Below are 18,334 nucleotides of genomic sequence, written 5' to 3'. Positions count from 1 at the left end.
GAGCTCCACAAGCCTGCCGGCACGTCGACGGCCGGGCGATCACGGATCGGCTAGAGCACGGCCGCGAGGTGCCGCAGCACCGAGACGTGGCCGTCGCCGGGGTGCGTCTGCAGCGCCGCGTTCGGGAGCGCCTCCGCAAGCAGCTCCGCGTGCCGCGGCGGGATCACGCGGTCCCGCTCGCCCTGCACCAGCAGGACGGATGCCGTGACATCTGCCAGATCGAACCCCCACGGCCGCGCGAAGGCGAGGTCGTCGTCGATGAGCCCGTCGTCGCCGAACTCGGCCGACGCCCCGACGTCGGCGCCGAGCGACGCCCACTCCCCTCGCAGTGCCGCGTAGTCGGCATCCACGAAGGAGTCCGGATCGAATTCGTCGACCTCGGCGAACCAGCGCCGCGCCACCTCACCCTCCGCCGCGGCGCGGAGCGCTCGCGGCGCCTGCATCCCGGCGAACCACTCCTCGGTTCCGTCGAACGGCGCGGGCGACGCGAGCGTCACGACGCGGCGGACGAGCCCGGGCATCACGGCCGCGCACGCGAGCGCGTGCGGTCCGCCGCCCGACGCCCCGACGGAGACGACGGATGCCACACCCAACGCCTCGAGCACGGAACGCAGCCCCACGGCGACGTCGGCGACGGTCCGACCCGGCACGCGCGGGGAGAGCGCATAGGCGGGCCGAGCCACCGACACGACAGCCAGCCCGCGGGCGTCGGCCGCCGCCTCCACGGGCGGAAGGATCGCACCGGTCTGCGGCGAGCCGTGGTGCCAGAGCAGCACGTCGCGCCCGGCGACGTCGTCGTGCGAGACGTGGACGTCGAGACCCGCGATCGTCGTGCGCATGCGCCCAGGCTCGCACAAGCCGGGTCGAGTATCCCGGACACGCTGCTTCAGAATGCGAATCGAGGCGCGCCGGAACGTCACCACCCGAGACGGCGCCCGACCGCGCGGGCGGCGCGGTCGGGGAAGTCCTCCCAGCCGGGTCGGAGGATGTCGCAGGCGAGGACGAACAGGGCGTGCGCCGCTTCCTCTACCGGCTTGTCGAGGGCACCGCTGATCTCGGTGGCCCACCGTGGGTAATCGTGCTCGAATCTCCGTGTCGGGTCGATACGGTCGCGCGACTCCGGTGCGGCTCCGGGGTACCGGGCTCGGATGGCGCGTACGAGGTGGTTGACAGCGTGGAGACGGATGAACTGGCCGCCGTTCAGGATCTCCCCGCGCCGGACCCGTCCCATGCCCAGCAGGATCTTGACCAGGACGAGATTCGTCTCGTTGATCGGGTCGAACGCGTCACGCGCGACCGCTTCCCGCTGACCGGCGGCGACGATCTGAGCGGTGACCTGGTCGGAGTCGACCACGACGCTGGCGTCACCCGCGACGGCCCCGGCGAGTTCCGGTGGCTCGGCGAGCGCGAATTCGAGGACGTGCCCGTCGTCGTACATCGCCACGAACCCGATGCCCCCTTCTCGCGCGAGGAGGACCATGCGGTGCGGGTCGGGGAGCCAGGTGAGGTCCGCGCGTGCCGCGTCGCCTCGCCCTGTCTGCGCGATGACGAAGAAGTCGTGGTCCGACCATTCGTCACGACGATGTGCGCCCGCGTCGGAGGCGGAGCCCAGGAGGACGAGACCCGCCAGGTCGTCGCGCGACCTCACTCCCGCGATCAGTCCGGATGTGACCGCGGCGAAGCGCTCATCGGAAGATGCCGGTGGTGAGATCGCGGGGTCGGGTGCGGTCATGATGGCCCTTTCGTGCGTCCGTGTCCGAGAGCACGTCCTCACGACGTCGTGACGAGCCTCTGCGCTCGACGTTACGGGACCGGTCCCTCCCGTGCGTCCCGACACCTCCCGTCTCGACATCCATCACCTCGACGTCGCGGGGGGACCCGCCACTCGCAGGGTGTAACGTCTGCCGGGACAGCGTCTAGGGTTCCGGAGTTCCGACTCGCCTGGTCCGAGCGGCGCCACGTCGACCCGACCGCGGATCGACGTCATCTGAACGGACAAAAGCCTGGAGGACCCGCTTGTCGCGCCCGCGACACGCAGATGGGTCCCGTGTCCTCTTTCGCTTTCGTCCTCGTCTTCGCCGCCGCGATCACCCACGCCGCGTGGAATGTCATCGCCCACGGGTCCAGCCGATCGGGCGTGCCGTTCCTCTGGGCGGGGTCGCTCTGCAGCACGGCCATCTGGGCCGCGGCGGTCCCGGTGACCGGGGGTATCGGTACGACCGACGTCGGCGGCTTCCTCGCCGGCATCGGCGTATCGGCCCTGATCCACGTCGGCTACATGCTCGTTCTGCAGCGCGGGTACACCTCCGGTGACCTGTCCACCGTGTACGCGACGGCCCGGGGAGTGGGGCCCCTGCTGAGCGTCGTCGTGGCCATCGCCGTGCTCGGCGAGCGCCCGTCGCCACTCTCCCTCGTGGGCATCGCCCTGATCATCGCGGGCGTCGTCGGCGCCGGACTCATCGGCAGGCGCGGCCGTGGGACCACCGGCAAGCGGGTCGATCCCGCCCTCGTGTTCGGCGTGCTGACAGGGGTGGCGATCGCCGCCTACACACTCTGGGACACCGCCGCGGTGCGCACCTGGGGAATCAGCCCCGTGGCGTTCATGGTGGGATGCACCTTCCTGGAGACGCTCCTCTTCACGGCGATCCTCGGACGGCGCCTGCCCTCGGTCGTCCCCGTCGTCCGCGAGCAATGGCGCACCCTCGTCGCCTTCGGAATCCTCTCGCCGCTCGCGTACATCCTCGTGCTCACGGCCGTCGCCATCGCTCCGCTCGCGCTCGTCGCACCCCTCCGCGAAGTGAGCGTGGTCATCGTGTCGCTCTACGGGGTGGTGGTGCTGCGCGAGAGCAGCCCGGCCCTGCGCCTCGGGGTCTCGGTCGTGGTCGTCGGCGGCATCGCGCTCATCGCCTCGTGATCAGGTGCTGGCGCCCAGCGCGCGGACGTAGTGGTCCCCCGTCGCGGAGCGTCCACTGGCCCACACGGTGAAGCGCACGATGTCGCTCAGATAGCGGTCATCCGAAGCCTCGAAGGGAGCCCCCGCGGAATCCCGGGCGACGCGACGCAAGCGCAAGAGGGGATGCCCCGGCACCACCTGCAGCAATTCGGCGTCGGTGTCGTCGGCGGCCACCGCGTCGATCTCGTGCTGCACCGATGACGATGTGACGCCGCGCCCCTCGAGGTACTCGGTGATGGACACGGCATCCAGATCGGTGTCGAAGAGCATCCGCCCCACCGGTTCGAGATAGGTCAGACGCTCGAGCATCGTCGGTCGGTCATCCAGCAGTCGCAACCGCAGCACATCGACGACCGGGGTGCCCGGGTCGACCGCGAGCGCCCTCGCTTGCGCCGCGTCGGCACGTCGCAGCGCGACTTCGACGGTCCGCGCCCCGGGCACCGCTCCGATGTCACGCGCCCACCGCGTGAACGGGACGACGAGATCGACGCGCTGTCCCGCCTTCTTCTCGACGACCCGAGCGGGACGGCCCCTGGTGGTCTCGATCAGACCCTCGTTGCGCAATGCGCCGAGGGCGTTGCGGATCGGACCTCGGGAGGTCTGCCAGCGCGTGGCCAGCTCCGCCTCGGTGGGGATCTCGTCACCGGGAGCCAGATCGCCGCGGTCGATACGCCGGCGCAGATCGTCGGCGATCTGCTTGTACACGGGGTCGCTCACCCCGCGAGACTACCGACGCTTGACGAGGACTCCCAGTAAGAAGCCCGCGGCACATAGGTGAACAACTGTGAAACAGGGCCAACGTAGGTATACACCTGGGCGGTGAGCCTGGCAGAGTCGGGTTCGCCGCGGCGAGAACGACGCCGTGACAGTCGAACCCGATCACCCCGCATCCGCCCGAAAGGCACTGCCATGCGCATCTCTCGTCGCCTCCTCGCCGTCGGCGCGACCCTCGGTCTCGCCGCCCTCTCGCTCACCGCGTGCGCATCCGGCGCCGCGGACACCCCCGGCCAGACGGCCACGGCCGAGGGCGTCTACGCCTCCGGCAAATCCGACACCCTCATCTTCGGAGTCGTCCCCGACACCGAGTCCACCCAGAACAACTGGGAACCCCTCGGTCAGTACCTGTCGATCATCACCGGCAAGCAGGTCGACTACTTCGAGGCCGCTGACTACACCGCACTCATCGAGGCATCGATCGCCGGCAAGATCGACGTCGCGGCGTTCTCCGGCTTCACGTACTACAACGCCTGGAAGAACGGCGCCCAGATCACGCCGTTCGCCGGTCAGCTGACCGGCGACCTGAAGGAGCCCGGCTACTACTCCGTCGCCATCGCCAACCCGTCGGCCGGCGTCGCCGACCTCGCCGACTTCGCGGGCAAGAACGTCTGCTTCGTGTCCGAGACGTCGACCTCGGGGTATCTCTTCCCGAGCAAGGCGCTGCTGGAGGCGGGCGTCGACCCCTCGAAGGACCTGACGCCGGTCTTCGCGGGGAAGCACGACGCGTCGGCCGAGAAGGTCGCCGCGGGCACGGAATGCGTCGCGGGCTTCGCCGAGTACGCGGTCGCAGACCCGAAGATCGCCGACGGCTCCGTCGTCGAGGTCGCCCGCCAGCTGGTCCCGGGGGCCCCGCTCGTCTACGCCGACCAGCTGCCTCAGGAGATCAAGGACATCCTCGTCGCCAAGCTGAGCGAAACCACGATGGACGACATGATCGCCGCCGGGGTGAAGGTCAGCGACGCGAAGGCAGCGAAGGAATGGTTCGCGGGCACGAAGCCCGTCGACGACTCCTACTACGACCAGATCCGCGACCTCTGCGCGGAACTGCCGACCGTCGAATCCTGCCAGTGAGTCGCGGAGACATCGCACCATGACGGTCAACGACACCCCCGTCGTCGAGATCACCGACCTCGGCAAGACGTACGCCGGCGCCACCGATCCCGCTCTGTCGGGGGTGTCGTTGACGGTCCCGCGTGGCGAGATCGTCGTTCTCCTGGGTCTTTCCGGCTCGGGGAAGTCCACGCTGCTCCGACACATCGACGGACTCGAGACACCGACATCGGGGAGCGTCCGGGCCCTCGGCCAGGACGTCGCCGGGCTTCGCGGAGCCGCGCTCCGCCACCTGCGGGGGCGCATCGGATTCATCTTCCAGCAGTTCGACATCGTCGGGCCGCTGAGCGTGCTCGAGAACGTTCTGACCGGGGCGCTGTCGACGGTGCGCGGGCCACGCCTGGGCCTGTGGTCGTACTCCAAAGCCCTCCGCCTGAGCGCCCTCGGTCACTTGGACCGCGTCGGATTGCTCGAGCGCGCCTATCAGCGCGCCGACACGCTGTCGGGCGGACAGCAGCAGCGCGTCGCCATCGCCCGCGCCCTCATGCAGGACCCCGAGATCCTTCTCGCCGACGAGCCCGTCGCGTCGCTGGATCCCGAGTCGAGATCGCAGGTCATGGCCCTCATTCGCGAAATCGCCGCCGAACGAGGATTGACCGTCGTCTGCAGCCTCCACCAGGTCGATCTCGCCCTGGACTGGGCCGACCGCATCGTGGGGCTGCGCGCCGGCCGCGTCGTCCTCGACACCCGCACCGCCGGCATCGGTCGCGACGAGGTCATGGAGATCTACGGTCGTGTCGCCACCACGACGACCGAACTGCACGTGATCGAGCGGGAACTCGCCGACGTGCGCTCCGCTCTCCGCGACGAGCAGACGCCGGCCTCCTCAGGAGACTCGCGATGACCCTTCTCGAACGCCGCGCGACGGATGACCTCCACGCCCGCATCGCGGCGGTCGCCCGCCCTCGCCTGCGGAGCGCGACGGTCGCCTCGATCCTGACGCTCGTGAGCCTCCTCGGCCTGGGGATCGCCTCCCTCTCGGGCCTCGGCTTCTCGATACCGGCGATCGTCGGCAGCCTGGGCAACCTCCCCCAGTTCTTCGCCCGCACGGTGCCGTTCGCCTGGCCGGGCTGGCGATGGGACCGCGCGAGCGACGCGCTGATGTGGGAGGGCTGGGAACCCGTCGGCGAGTTCGCGTCATCGATCGTGATGACCCTCGGCATCGTCATCTGCGGAACGTTCCTCGCCTTCCTCGTGTCCATCCCGATCGCCTACGGCGCCGCCCGCACCACCACCCCCAACGCTGTCGTCATGGTGATCTGCCGCGGGATCGGCATCGTCTCGCGGGCGATCCCCGCGGTCGCCTTCGCCAGCATCTTCGTCTTCCTCTTCGCGCTGGGCCCGCTGCCCGGCATCCTGGCCTTCTTCCTGCACTCCATCGGGATGATCTCGAAGATGATGGCGGATGCCATCGAGCAGGTCGACGAAGGACCGCGTCGCGCGATCCGCTCCACCGGCGGAACCGGCGCACAGCAGTTCTGGTCGGCCATCGTCCCGCAGGCGTTCCCGGCCTGGGTCGCGATCGGCCTGCACCGCGCCGACATCAACCTGCGCGAGACCGTCATCCTCGGCTACGTCGGCGTCGCCGGCCTCGGCCTGGAGCTCGCGAACTCGATCCACGCGCTGAACTACCGCCGCGCCATCCCGATCGCCATCACCATCGTCGTGCTGTGCATCGTGTTCGAAGTCGTCTCCTCCGTCGTGCGGTCCCGGCTCCTCGGCGTCTCGCCCGTGGGCGGTGGCGTCGGCGATCGGCTGGTGCGTGCCGCTTCGCGACGATCGGCGGCCGTCGCATCCGCCGTCCGACCCCCCGAGGGCAGCGTGGACCGCACCTGGGCGATCCAGGCAGCCATGAAGCAGCCGTGGACGGGCGAGCGGATCGCCTCCCGCGTGGCCGTGTGGCTGACCGTCGCCGTCCTCGCCGCGAGTTTCGTCGCCGCTCAGGCCCCCCGGGGCGATCTGCTCACCTTCTGGGGAAACCTGCCCACCCTGCTCGCGAAAGACAACCTGTGGCCGCCCACGTTCGGCATCTACACCGCCGAGCAGGTGTGGGGTGCCGTGCTCGTCACCTTCCAGGTCGCTTTCGCCGCCACACTGATGTCGGCCGTGCTGTCGCTCATCGTCGGTTCGCTCGCGGCATCGAATGTCGCCCCGAACCGCCTCGTGCGTGGCACCTTCCGCGGCCTCCTGCTGATCGTGCGCGGCATCCCCGAACTGATCCTCGCGATCTTCTTCGTCATCATCACGGGCCTGGGGGCCCAGGCGGGCACGCTCGCCCTCGCGATCGGCGGAGTGGGCCTGCTCGGCAAGCTCATCGCCGACTCGTTGGAGGAGGTCGCGCACGGGCCGGAGCGCGCGCTCTTCGCGGTCGGAGCCACGCGCGCCCAGGTGTACTTCTCGTCGTCCCTGCCCCTGTCGCTTCCGGCGATGGTCGGGCATCTGCTGTACCTGCTGGAGCAGAACGTGCGCGCCGCGACGCTGCTCGGCATCGTCGGCGGCGGCGGCATCGGTCTCTACCTGTACGACTCACTGCGCGTATCGAACTACGCGCAGGCGTCGATGTTCATCATCCTCATCACCGTGCTCGTGATCGTCATCGAGGCGATCGCCATCGGCATCCGGAAGGCCCTGAAATGACCCGTCCCCCCGAATTCGATCTCGCCGTCGTCGGCGCGGGCATCGTCGGCCTCGGACACGCGTGGGCCGCGCACCGACGAGGCCTCCGCGTCGTCGTGGTGGATCGGATGGATGCCATCGTGGGCTCCACCGTGCGCAACTTCGGCCACATCGGCACGCACGTCCACTCCGGGCAGGCCGGGGAGTATGCTCGGCGCTCGCACGGGATCTGGCTCGACCTCGCGGAACGTGCGGGGTTCTGGATCCGCCGCCACGGCACCCTCGTGGTCGCGCGGACCGCCGAGGAGCTCGCCGTCGTCGAGGAGTCGGGCGCGGGCCGCATGCTCAGCTCCGACGAGACGGGGCGTCGGGCGCCCGTCGTCGGTGCGGTCGGCGCAGCGCACGTCGACGACGACCTCCAGGTCGACCCGCGCGAGGCGGGTCCCGCGATCGCCCGTCACCTCGCCGAATGCGGGGTGGAGTTCCGCTGGCGCACCGCGGCGTGGGGGGCGGAATCCGGCATCCTCCACACGTCGCGGGGCGAGATCCGCGCCGAGAACATCGTGATCGCAGTGAACTACGACATCGATCAGCTCTACCCGGAGGTCGCGGAGCGGTACGGCGTCCAGCGGTGCGGGCTCGACATGCTCCTGACCGACGGCGTGAGCCTGGACGTTCCGGTGCTCACCGGATCGTCGCTGCTGCGGTACAGCGCGTTCTCCCACGCCCCCTCGGCGGGCGCCCTACGGGCACGCCTGGCACGAGAACAGCCGGAGATGCTCGAACGCGACATCAACGAGATGTACACCGAGCGCCCGGACGGGACCCTGGTGGTCGGTGACACGCATTACCGCGGCAGCACCGTCACCCCCTTCCAGGACGAGGGCGCGTTCGACACGCTTCGGGGCCTGAGCCGGACGCTCTTCGGCCGCGACCTGACCGTCCGCCAACGCTGGCAGGGCGTCTACGCCAGCGCGCCGCAGGACTTCCTCCGCACCTCCCCCACCGACGGCGTCCACATCGTCGCCGTCACCACCGGCATCGGCATGACGACGGGTCTCGGACTCGCCGCCTCCGTCCTCGACGACCTGCAAGGAGCACTCTCATGACCCGCATCGAAACCATCGTCATGGACATGGCCGGGACCACCGTGGAGGACGGCGGCATCGTCGTCGAGGCCTTCACTCGCGCGTGGGACGCACGGGGCGAGACCGGTGATCGGGATGCCGCCGTCCTCTGGGTGCAGCAGACGATGGGCCAGTCCAAGATCGAGGTGTTCCGCCACCTGGTGTCGGAGCCGGCGGCCCAGGCGCTGAACCGCGCCTTCGAAGAGGCCTACGACGCCCTCGTCGAGGAGGGCCGCGCCGCCGCCGTTCCGGGGGCGGAAGACGTCATCCGCGCTCTGCAGGCGGAAGGCCGCCACGTCGTCCTGACCACGGGTTTTTCGAAGAAGACCGCCGTCGGCATCCTCGCCGCACTCGGCTGGAGCGACCTGCCCGACCTCGTCCTCACGCCCGCCGAGGTGGGGCGCGGCCGCCCCGCCCCCGACCTGAACCTCACCGCCCTCATCCGAACCCGCGCCTCGGGAGTGGACGCCGTCGCCGTGGTGGGCGACACCCCCTCCGACGCGCGGAGCGGTACCGCCGCGGGCGCGGGCCTCGTGGTCGGGGTGCTGACCGGAGCGTCGACGCGCGATGATCTCCTGGCGGCGGGGGCCGGGGAGGTCATCGGCTCCGTCGCCGACCTGCCCGCCGTGCTGGCCAGGGTCGGGCGGTGAGCGTGCTCCCCATCCCTCACGAGCGGGTCGTCGACCTCGTGCCAGCCGCGCAGGCGCGCGTCTTCCTCGGCCCCGGGCACGCCCACGAGACCCTCGCGGTGCCGCGGGTCGTACTCACCCCCGGCGAGGCGCTGGTCGCCGTCGAGCTCGCGACGATCTGCGGGTCGGACGTGCACACCGCCGAGGGCCATCGCGCTGCGCCCGCGCCGCTCGTCCTCGGTCATGAGTACGTGGGCCGCGTGGTCGCCCTGGGCGACGGCCCCGTGCGGACCGTCGATGACCGCCCGGTGAACCTCGGCGACCGCGTCGTCTGGTCGATCCTCGCGGCGTGCAGCCGATGCGACCGCTGCGAGCGCGGCCTGCCCCAGAAGTGCCGCTCCATCCTGAAGTACGGGCACGAGCGCGTCGTCGACCGCGCGGAGCTGCGCGGTGGCTTCGCCACCCACGTGCACCTGCGCACGGGGACGGCGATCGTCCGCGTGGACGAGGACCTCCCCGCCGAGGTCCTCGCGCCGCTGGCGTGCGGAACGGCCACCGCGTTCGCGGCGCTCGCGGCCGCAGAGGGCGCGACACCACTCGCCGGCGCGACGGTCCTGGTCACGGGGGCGGGCCTGATCGGCCTCACCGCGACCGCCATCGCCCGCGACCGGGGGGCCCGCGTCATCGTGTCCGACCCCGATCCGCGCCGCCGAGACCGCGCCGTGCGTTTCGGCGCTCACGCGGCCATCGACCCGGCGCAGGACCCGCGCGAGATCCTGCCGCAGACGGAGATCACCGTGGTCGTCGAGGCGTCGGGCGCACCCGCCGCGGTGACGAGCGCCCTGGCGGTGGCCGGGGTGGGTGCCGTCGTCGTACTGGTGGGCAGCGTCTTCCCCGCCCCGCCGGTGGCGCTGGACGCCGAGCGCGTGGTGCGGAACCTGTTGACGGTGCGGGGCGTCCACAACTACGGCCCCGACCACCTCGTCGCCTCCTCACGGTGGCTGCACGGCGACGGCCGCGAGCACCCCCTCGCGGAACTGGTCGGTGCGACCTACCCGCTGTCGCAGCTCGACGACGCGCTCCGGGTGGCCTCGACCGGCGCCCACGTACGGGTGGGCGTCTCCCCTTCCGCGCGCTGAGAAGACCGTGGCCGCGCCGATGCGCGCCCCGGCTGCTCGGCGGGTCGGGCATCGCGGAGGCGTGGGCTGGGGCGGCCCCTGCCGCCGCCGAGCGTCGCGTGCCGGGACACCCGAGCGCCCCGCGAGGGCCGGCCCGATGTCTCGGACGCGAGACGGCGTGGACGCGTGTCAGAGGATGACGCCGAACTCCTCCGCCAGCGCCGGGAGCTCCGTGTGCAGCACGTGCGTCGCCTCCGCGGCGAGCGGGTTCGTCGAGACACCGTTCTCGTTCACGAGCTTCCCGCCGACGTACACCTGCTTCAGGTTGCGCAGGCCGCACGCGAGCACGTAGCTGCGCACCGGGTTCCACAGCGGGCCGACGTCGGGAAGCCGCGGGTCGACGACCACGAAGTCGGCGAACTTCCCGACCTCGAGACTGCCGACGCGGTCGTCGACGCCCATGATCTCGGCCCCGCCGAGGGTGTGCAGGCGGAGGACCCGCTCGGGCATCATCGACAGCGGATCGTGGGTGCGGGCGCGCTGCATGAACATGCCCATGCGCATGTTCTGCCACGGGTCGGCGACGTCGGTGCACGCCTGGTCGTCCAGGCCCATGCCGACCTTCATGCCGAGGTCGAGCATCTCGGGCACGTGCGCGATGCCCGACGCGAGACGCCCGTTGGATGCCGGCTGCCACGACATGCTGGCGCCGCCGGCGGCGGCATCCGCGATGATCTCGGGCGTCGTCTGGATGAAGTGCCCGAACATCATGCCGGGGCGCAGGGCACCGGCGTTCTTGTAGAGCTGGAACTTCGTCTGCTGGTGCTCGATCGCTTCGAACGTCTCGAGGAAGTGCGCCTGGTTGGTGACGCCGAAGCGGTCCATGACGGCGACCTCGATCTCGGCGGCGTCGGGCCGCGTCGACCACTGCACCTGTCCCATGATCGAGGCGCCGAGCGCGATGTCCGGGTCCATCGCGAGGACGTGGTCGAGGGAGGCCTCGAACCGCGCAAAGATCTCGTCGTCGGTGCCGACGGTCGCGTCCAGGGCGATGGAGTCGACGAAGCGGAGCCCCGCGTCGTGGCATCCATCCGCCTGTCGGGTGTGCCACGCGTGATCGCGCAGGATGCCGCCGCCGTCGGCGCGCTTGCCCTCGACCATCGGCTCCCATGGCAGCAGCGGGTCGGTGAAGTTGTAGGCGGTCGTCACGCCGTTGGCGAGGAAGTCGAGCGACCCGTGCAGCGTCGCCCAGTAGATCTGGTCGGGCGAGGCGTTGTTGAGCACGCTGAACATCGACGTGCACCAGCCGTAGAGCGTCTGGTCGACGCCGAGCCCGCGGGAGCCGCTGGTGAAGAGGTGGCTGTGGGAGGAGACGAACCCGGGGGCGACGAACTTGCCGTCGACGTCGAGGATCTCGTCGGCCGTGAGCCCCGGGGCGGGGTCGCCGGCGCCGATCGCGGCGATGCGTCCGTCCTGGACGAGCAGGTATCCGCGCTCGATGTAGCCGGGGTCGTCGGTGCCTGCGGGGACCGTGATGAGCCGTGCGTTCGTGACCAGAAGCGACATGTTGATGACGGTAACAATCGCGTGTTTCCGCGGTGTTCCGAGAGGGTGGCGGGCTGTTTGCGGGCGTCCCTCGTCCCACTCTCGGCAGAACATGTCCCACAAACGGTCGCTGTGAAGGGGTCAGACCGACCACAAGTGGGACGAGGTTCGAGAAGGTCAGGCGAACGCCGCCCGCACCGCCGGCGCCACCGCCGCCAGCACGGCGTCGCGCGCGGGCGTCGACGGGAACACCAGGAACAGGTGCGGAACCCCCTCCCGTCGCACGAACTCGACGGGGGTCCCGGATGCCGTCAACCGCTGGGCGTACTCCTCGGCTTCGTCCGACAGCGGGTCGACGCCCGCCGCGACGATCACGGCCGGAGCCGAACCGGCGAGGTCCGGCGCGCGCAACGGCGCGGCCTCGACGGGCACCGGGGCGGCGGCACCCGCGGCGGCGCCCGCCCCCGCGGCATCCTGAACGTACAGCCCCCAGTACCACTGCATGCCCTTCGCGGTCAGCGGCAGGTTCTCGGTGTGCGCACGGTAGCTGGGCCGGTCGGGATCGGGGGCGTCGAGCACGGGGCACAGTAGAACCTGGATCCGGATGCCGGGGGCCCGAGCCTCGCGGGAGCGCAACGCCAGAGCGGCGGCGAGGTTGCCGCCCGCGCTGTGCCCGGCGACGCCGAGGAGCGCGGGATCGACGAGACCGCCGGCTCCCGCGGCGGCGAAGCGCAGCGCGCGGTCGAGGTCGTCGAGACCCGCGGGGAAAGGGTGCTCGGGCGCGAGGCGGTAGTCGACGCTCAGCACCTGCGCGCCGGTGGCCGCGGCGAGCGCGCGGCACAGGGCGTCGTTGTTGTCGAGGTCGCCCGCGACCCACCCGCCGCCGTGGGCGAACACGAGCGTCCCGCGGTGCCCGGCCCTCGGCCGGTAGAGCCGCAGGGCGAGGTCGCCGTCGGCGGTGTCGATCGACTCGACCACGTCGTCGTCGGGCAGCCGCACCCACGACGGGTTGGCACGCAGCTCGGCGATCCGCGCGGCGTCGTCGCCCTCGGCATCCGTTGCTCCCGAGGGGATCGTGCCCGCCCGCGCCGCGAGACGCGCGAGGTGCGCGCGGACGTCGGGGTCGGTGATCGCGGGGTGGACGCTGTCGCTCACGGTGCTCCTCGGGTCGGGCGGTGCGGTCGGGCGGGCGGCGCGGCGGCGACCAGTTCAGTGTCCAAGACACGCGGATGCCACGCGACCACGTCCGCGTGTCTTGGACACTCAACACCCTCGAGACACCCTCGAGCGCCGGAACCGGGCCCGCCGCGGCAAGCGTTACGGCGCGGAAACACCGCCGTCTCCCGCATCCCGAAACATGGCCGCATGACCTCTCCCGTGCAGCGCGCGGCCGCGATCCTCGCGACCCAGCGTTTCGTCGTGATCGGCACCGCCGACGCCGACGGCCCCTGGACTGCGGCGGCGCAGTACCGGCTCCTCCCGCGCGGCCTGTACGTCGAGTCCGACGTCTCGGCGCGGCACGCGCGCGCGATCGCGGCGTCGGGGGTGGCATCCGGGGTCGTCTTCGACTCCACGGCCGCGCCCGCCGACGCCGACGGCGTGCAGCTGGCGTTCGCGGCGCGGGAGGTGGATGCCGAGGCCCCGGCGATCCGTGCGGTGCTGGCCGCGCGACTCCCCCGCGATGCCGGCGACGACGATCCGGCGACCGTGCTCGACGTGCCGACGAAGCGGCTGTACGTACTCGCGGTGGAGGGGGCGTTCGTCTTCGATCGCGACGCCTGGCGCTCACGCGGGACCGATGCCCGGCTCGAGGTCGACGTCACCGAGGTGTGGGCGATGCTCGCGGCCCCCGCCGATAAACGCTGATCCCGGCGAGGAACGGGACGACCCGCCGTTCCTGGACGCGAACGCCGTTTCTCACGAGCAGGGGCCGCCGGGACGGGCCACGGCGCCCCGTTACGCCACCGAAACACCCGCGTCGCGGGGCCGTTCGCGCCCGGGCGTACGGTGACGCCGACGGGCGCTCCCGACGCCCGGGTGAGGAGAACCATGTCGCAGCGCGTCATCGTGACCGGGGGTTCCGGCGGCATCGGCGCCGCGATCGTCCAGCGCTTCACGGCCGACGGCGCGGAGGTCGCGGTGCTCGACCGGCGCGCGCCCGCGGGATGCTCGGCATCCTTCTTCCCGGTCGATCTTCTCGACCCGCTCGACACGCGGCGCGCGGTGGGCGAGGCGATCGAGGCGCTCGGCGGCGTCGACGTCCTGGTGAACTGCGCCGGGATCTTCCAGCACGCGTCGCTCCTGGACATCACCGTCGACGACTGGGATCGCGTCCTCGACATCAACGCCCGCGCGACTCTCGTCACGATGCAGGCGGTCGCCCCCGTGATGCTCGAGGCCCGGCAGGGCTCGATCGTCAACATCGCGAGCATGGCCGCCAAGCACGGCGGCGGCGGCGAGGGGCACTACGCGGCGTCGAAGGCGGCGGTCGTGGCGCTCACGCGCGCCGGGGCGCAGGAATGGGGATGCCACGGCGTCACCGTCAACGCCGTCTGCCCGGGGTACGTGCTCACCGACATGGGCGCCGACACCCGGTCCGAGGCCGACGTCGCGGCGTGGAGCGCGAAGTCGCCGCTCGGTCGCCTCGGCATCCCGGAGGACGTCGCCGGGGTGACGCACTTCCTCGCCTCGCCCGCCGGGGGCTACCTCACCGGCCAGGCGATCAACGTCACCGGCGGCATGATCATGCACTGAGCACGCGGGGGCGGCGGGCGGAAACTCCTGAGAAATCGAGTCGCCCAGCCGAATCCGACGGCCACGGCTCTCCGACACGGCAGTTTCTCGGGAGTTCGGCTCGCCGAGGACCGGGAATGACCCGCCCCGTCCGGCGTTGCATTCCGGGTACCCCACCCGGAATGGATGCCATGAGCTCGGCCGATCTCTCTCCCACCGCCTCGACCGCCGACGACTCCGCCCGCGTCGACGCTTCAACGGGCGCTCCGCTCGACAACGCCGCGGTGCTCGACAACGCCGCGGTGCTCGACAACGCCGCGTGGCACTCGCTCGCGGGGCCGCACGCGCGCTTCGCGATCGGCGGCGACCTGGTACGGCGGTATCCGGAGGACGTGGCCCCGTTCGTGGCCGTGCGGACGTGGGACGACCCGCACGTGTGGGACGCCCTGCGCGACCTCGTCGGCGCGGGCGCCGAGGTCGGGCTGTCGGGCTACGAGGGGGAGACCCCGGACGGGTGGGAGTTCCTCGGTGGGGGCGAGGGCGTTCAGCTCGTCGAGACCCCGGCGCTACAGCCGCGGCCGTTCGACGAGGCGGTCGAGCTCGACGCCGCCGACGCGGCCGAGATGTTGGCGATCGTCGATCGGAACCAGCCCGGACCCTTCCGGCCCCGCACGTACGAGCTGGGCCGGTACATCGGCATCCGTCGCGGAGGACGCCTGGTCGCGATGGCCGGCGAGCGGCTCCACCCGACCGGGTGGACCGAGATCAGCGCCGTCGCCGTCGACGAGGAGCACCGGCGGCAGGGCCTCGCCTCGCGGCTCGTGCTGGACGTCGCGTTCCACATCCAGCAACGCGGCGACCGCGCCATGATGCACGCGGCCGCGACGAATGTCGGCGCGATCGCGGCGTACGAGCGCCTCGGCTTCGCGCACCGCCGGGTCAACCGGTTCGCCGCGGTCCGCACTCCGGCCTGACCCGTCGGCGCGACACCGCACAACTCCCGCGAAGCCGCCGCCTCCGCGGCATCCGCGCACCCCCGGCGGACACAACGCAGGAGATCTGCACCCCGGATGCCACCACCCCGGGCCGCAACCCCACCCGGGCCGCTGTTCTCCTTCGTTGTGTCCCCGGCCGGCGTCAGCGCAGCCGCCGCGCGATCTCCGCCTGGGCCTCGGCGAACGACTCCTCGCCGCCGTCGCGGCCGCCCGACAGGTTCACGCCGGCCACGCCCGGGATCACGAGCATCTCCTCGGCGAGCGCGACCGCGAGCGCGATGCCCTCGGCGCGGGGGTCGGCGGCGCCGCGGATGCGCGCGAGGAACCCGTCCGGCACCGCGAGCGTCGTGAACGACTCCAGCACGTCGGCCGAGGCGTGATCCACGACGACCGGCACGCACGGGATGAACCGCACCGGGGCGGCCACGGCGTCGATGAACCGCCGCACCGGTTCCGCTCCCCCGGCATGGTTCACGAAGCAGACGTCGGCGCCGGCGCGCAGCTTCTCGCGCAGCCGCGCGGCCCGACGCTCCACGGGCGGCGCGACCGGGGAGGCCGCGACCGACACGACGTGTCCGGCGGCGCGGGCGAGGGCGGCGGCCTCGGTCGAGTCGAGGTCGAACACGGGCGCGGCATCGGGCCGGTGCCCCGTGCGGGTGTGGTCGCCGGTGACGCAGTGCACCCCGGCCACCCCCTCGACGGCCAGGGCCGCCAGCTCCCCCTCGATCGCCACGCGGTTGCGGTCGCGCATGTTCAGCCCCGTCCACACCCCCAGCCCCGCGCGCTGCAGCAGGTGGGCGCGGTAGGCCGGGGGGAACTGGACCCGCGCGGTTCCCGCGTCGCCGGCGAGGACGGCATCCACTTCTCCGGCGAGCACCGCGGCGCACGAGTCGATGGATGCCACGCTCAGCGCCCGCGCGGGGAGGTCGGCGACGACCCACGGGCGCGTGCCGAGCGAGGCGAGGGTCTCCGCGGCGGCAGCGGTGCGGGGGCCCGGGGCAGGTGCCGAGACGCGGTCGACGCCCGTCCACGGCACCGTCCGGCGCGGCAGGAACGCGCACGTGTGCTCCGCGTCGACCTCGCACGATCCGTCGAAGCCGACGCCCCCGCACGGGCCGTATTCCATGCGCTTGGGGCACGCGTCCAGCAGGGGCAGCAGGGTCATGCCCGGAGTGTACGAACCCTGTGTTTCAGCGAATGTTCATGGCGGCAACATCACCGAAACGCACGATGCCTACGCTCAGCGATGACACTGCACCCCGGAGGTGGCCATGATCACGGCAGGTACCACGTTCGGTTCCGACATCGACGAGGCCGACGCCCTCGTCGCCGACCCGCTGGCGCTGATGGTGCGGTGGCTTCCGCCGCACGACAGCGAGCTGCGGCCCCTCGCCGCGCTGTCGACGATCGGACGCGACGGCCTGCCTTCGCTCCGCCACGTGCTCGTGAGCGATCGGGACGCCACGGGCCTCTACTTCCACACCGACTCCGCCAGCGCCAAGGTCACCGAGATCGCGGCGAATCCCGTCGCGGCGATGGCGGTCGCGTGGCCCGAGGTGGGTCGGCAGCTCGTCGTCCGGGGGATCGTCGAGCGGGTGAGCGCCCGCGAGGCCGCCGCCGTGTACGCGCAGCGGTCGCGCTACCTGCAGCTGCTCGCTTGGATGAACACGCTCGACAACGCGCAGCTCCCCGCCGACGAGCGTCGGCGCGTGTGGGCCGAGTTCGATTCCTCGCACCCGATCCTCGACCCGCCGCAGCGCTGGGTGGGTTTCCGGTTGCGTCCCCTGACCCTGACGTTCTGGCGCGGCGACCCCGCCGGGCAGAGCACCCGTCAGCACTACCGACTCGCCGATGGAGCGTGGTCGGGCGAGATCCTGGCGGGCTGACGCGTGGACATCACCACCGTCACCTCGTACCGCGCCGCTCGCACCCGGGCGGATCTCGCGCTCGCCCCCGGCGAGGTCGTCATGGCCGGCGGAACGTGGATCATGAGCGAACCGCAGCCGCACACCACCGGGTTCGTCGATCTCACCACCCTCGGCTGGCCCGACGTCGAGGTCACCGACGAGGGCCTGCGCATCGGGGCGACCTGCACGATCGCGCGGCTCCTGGCGTGGGTCGAGCGCGAGGCGCCCGCGGCGTGGACATCGCTCGCGCTCGCGCGGCCGTCGGCCGACGCGCTGCTCGCGTCGTTCAAGATCTGGAACACCGCCACCGTCGGCGGCAACGTCTGCCAGGCGTTCGCGGCGGGCGCGATGATCGCCTTCCTCTCGACCCTGGATGCCACGGCCCTGATCTGGACGCCCGACGGCGGCGAGCGCCGGATCGCCGTCGCCGAGCTCGTCATCGACAACGCCGCGACCTCGCTCGAGCGCGGCGAGGTCGTTCGCGCACTCGACGTCCCCCTCGCGGCCCTCGCCTCGCGCGTCGGCCTGCAGAAGATCGCGCTGGCCGAGCTCGGCCGCTCCGGTGCGGTGGTCACGGCCCGCGTCGATCCGGACGGATCGTCGGTGTTCGTCGTCACGGCCGCGGTGCGGCGGCCGCGCGTGCTGCGGTTCGCGCGCGTCCCCGGTGCGGGCGAGCTGCGGGATGCCGTGGCATCCGCCACCGATTTCTACACCGATCCGCTCGGGAGCGCCGACTGGCGGCGCGGGGTGAGCGTGGTGCTCGCGGAGCGGTTGCGCGCGGGGTTCGTGCGCGAGGCGCACGAGGGTGCCGCGTGAGCACGCGA

18 protein-coding genes are annotated in these 18,334 nt (G+C 71.8%); 12 read left to right on the top strand and 6 right to left on the bottom strand.

All coding sequences use genetic code 11. The features are described 5' to 3' along the window. Nucleotides 1–50: 50 nt before the first annotated feature. Both QM517_RS15860 and QM517_RS15855 read right to left on the bottom strand, forming a co-directional pair. Nucleotides 51–839, bottom strand: a complete 789-nt coding sequence (locus QM517_RS15860; RefSeq protein WP_283288807.1) for an alpha/beta fold hydrolase — start codon at nucleotides 837–839, stop codon at nucleotides 51–53. Nucleotides 840–916: 77 nt separating this feature from the next. Beyond that, a complete protein-coding gene (locus QM517_RS15855; RefSeq protein WP_283288805.1) occupies nucleotides 917–1,732 on the bottom strand; it encodes a hypothetical protein in 816 nt (271 codons plus the stop codon). Nucleotides 1,733–2,047: 315 nt separating this feature from the next. Between QM517_RS15855 and QM517_RS15850 the strand changes: the two genes are divergently transcribed. Next, the gene (locus QM517_RS15850; RefSeq protein WP_283288804.1) at nucleotides 2,048–2,914 is read left to right on the top strand and encodes a transporter; all 867 of its coding nucleotides are present in this window, start codon (nucleotides 2,048–2,050) and stop codon (nucleotides 2,912–2,914) included. Here the strand turns inward: QM517_RS15850 and QM517_RS15845 are convergent, their stop codons facing one another. Continuing rightward, nucleotides 2,915–3,670 (bottom strand): GntR family transcriptional regulator, encoded by a 756-nt coding sequence (locus QM517_RS15845; RefSeq protein WP_077050898.1) that lies wholly within the window; start codon nucleotides 3,668–3,670, stop codon nucleotides 2,915–2,917. 192 nt (nucleotides 3,671–3,862) lie between these two features. On the opposite strand from QM517_RS15845, the gene phnD reads away from it, so the two are divergent. Genes phnD through QM517_RS15815 form a run of 6 tightly spaced genes read left to right on the top strand, consistent with a single transcriptional unit; the run spans nucleotide 3,863 to nucleotide 10,351 of the window. Continuing rightward, a complete protein-coding gene (gene phnD, locus QM517_RS15840) occupies nucleotides 3,863–4,801 on the top strand; it encodes a phosphate/phosphite/phosphonate ABC transporter substrate-binding protein (RefSeq protein ID WP_283288800.1) in 939 nt (312 codons plus the stop codon). A gap of 19 nt (nucleotides 4,802–4,820) precedes the next feature. Continuing rightward, nucleotides 4,821–5,684 carry a phosphonate ABC transporter ATP-binding protein gene (gene phnC, locus QM517_RS15835; protein ID WP_283288797.1) on the top strand — a complete coding sequence of 288 codons (864 nt, stop codon included), beginning with the start codon at nucleotides 4,821–4,823 and terminating at the stop codon, nucleotides 5,682–5,684. Continuing rightward, entirely contained in the window at nucleotides 5,681–7,477 is a 1,797-nt protein-coding gene (locus QM517_RS15830) for a PhnE/PtxC family ABC transporter permease (protein ID WP_283288795.1), read from the top strand. Before phnC ends, QM517_RS15830 begins: the two co-directional genes overlap by 4 nt. After that, the gene (locus QM517_RS15825; RefSeq protein ID WP_077050901.1) at nucleotides 7,474–8,565 is read left to right on the top strand and encodes a TIGR03364 family FAD-dependent oxidoreductase; all 1,092 of its coding nucleotides are present in this window, start codon (nucleotides 7,474–7,476) and stop codon (nucleotides 8,563–8,565) included. The genes QM517_RS15830 and QM517_RS15825 overlap by 4 nt, the downstream gene beginning before the upstream one ends. Next, nucleotides 8,562–9,233 carry an HAD family hydrolase gene (locus tag QM517_RS15820; RefSeq protein ID WP_283288793.1) on the top strand — a complete coding sequence of 224 codons (672 nt, stop codon included), beginning with the start codon at nucleotides 8,562–8,564 and terminating at the stop codon, nucleotides 9,231–9,233. The genes QM517_RS15825 and QM517_RS15820 overlap by 4 nt, the downstream gene beginning before the upstream one ends. After that, nucleotides 9,230–10,351 (top strand): alcohol dehydrogenase catalytic domain-containing protein, encoded by a 1,122-nt coding sequence (locus tag QM517_RS15815; protein ID WP_283288791.1) that lies wholly within the window; start codon nucleotides 9,230–9,232, stop codon nucleotides 10,349–10,351. Before QM517_RS15820 ends, QM517_RS15815 begins: the two co-directional genes overlap by 4 nt. Before the next feature lie 168 nt (nucleotides 10,352–10,519). On the opposite strand, the gene QM517_RS15810 is transcribed toward QM517_RS15815, so the two are convergent. Then, a complete protein-coding gene (locus QM517_RS15810; protein WP_283288789.1) occupies nucleotides 10,520–11,896 on the bottom strand; it encodes an amidohydrolase family protein in 1,377 nt (458 codons plus the stop codon). 156 nt (nucleotides 11,897–12,052) lie between these two features. After that, entirely contained in the window at nucleotides 12,053–13,030 is a 978-nt protein-coding gene (locus tag QM517_RS15805; protein ID WP_283288786.1) for an alpha/beta hydrolase, read from the bottom strand. Nucleotides 13,031–13,240: 210 nt separating this feature from the next. On the opposite strand from QM517_RS15805, the gene QM517_RS15800 reads away from it, so the two are divergent. The 3 genes from QM517_RS15800 (at nucleotide 13,241) to QM517_RS15790 (ending at nucleotide 15,582) form a co-directional block, all read left to right on the top strand. Further along, nucleotides 13,241–13,741 (top strand): hypothetical protein, encoded by a 501-nt coding sequence (locus QM517_RS15800; protein ID WP_283288784.1) that lies wholly within the window; start codon nucleotides 13,241–13,243, stop codon nucleotides 13,739–13,741. A gap of 183 nt (nucleotides 13,742–13,924) precedes the next feature. Then, the gene (locus QM517_RS15795; RefSeq protein ID WP_077050906.1) at nucleotides 13,925–14,629 is read left to right on the top strand and encodes an SDR family NAD(P)-dependent oxidoreductase; all 705 of its coding nucleotides are present in this window, start codon (nucleotides 13,925–13,927) and stop codon (nucleotides 14,627–14,629) included. A gap of 161 nt (nucleotides 14,630–14,790) precedes the next feature. Further along, a complete protein-coding gene (locus QM517_RS15790) occupies nucleotides 14,791–15,582 on the top strand; it encodes a GNAT family N-acetyltransferase (RefSeq protein WP_283288782.1) in 792 nt (263 codons plus the stop codon). Between the two features lie 163 nt (nucleotides 15,583–15,745). Here the strand turns inward: QM517_RS15790 and QM517_RS15785 are convergent, their stop codons facing one another. Further along, complete coding sequence (locus tag QM517_RS15785) at nucleotides 15,746–16,768, bottom strand: methylenetetrahydrofolate reductase C-terminal domain-containing protein (protein WP_283288780.1); 1,023 nt, start codon at nucleotides 16,766–16,768, stop codon at nucleotides 15,746–15,748. 106 nt (nucleotides 16,769–16,874) lie between these two features. Between QM517_RS15785 and QM517_RS15780 the strand changes: the two genes are divergently transcribed. Both QM517_RS15780 and QM517_RS15775 read left to right on the top strand, forming a co-directional pair. Next, nucleotides 16,875–17,489 (top strand): pyridoxine/pyridoxamine 5'-phosphate oxidase, encoded by a 615-nt coding sequence (locus tag QM517_RS15780; RefSeq protein ID WP_077050909.1) that lies wholly within the window; start codon nucleotides 16,875–16,877, stop codon nucleotides 17,487–17,489. A 3-nt stretch (nucleotides 17,490–17,492) separates the two neighbouring features. Further along, a complete protein-coding gene (locus QM517_RS15775; protein ID WP_283288777.1) occupies nucleotides 17,493–18,326 on the top strand; it encodes an FAD binding domain-containing protein in 834 nt (277 codons plus the stop codon). Nucleotides 18,327–18,334: the final 8 nt, after the last annotated feature.

The sequence above is a fragment of the Microbacterium sp. IEGM 1404 genome, assembly GCF_030056775.1.
Classification (GTDB): domain Bacteria; phylum Actinomycetota; class Actinomycetes; order Actinomycetales; family Microbacteriaceae; genus Microbacterium.
This window is presented reverse-complemented; position numbering and strand designations above follow the sequence as displayed.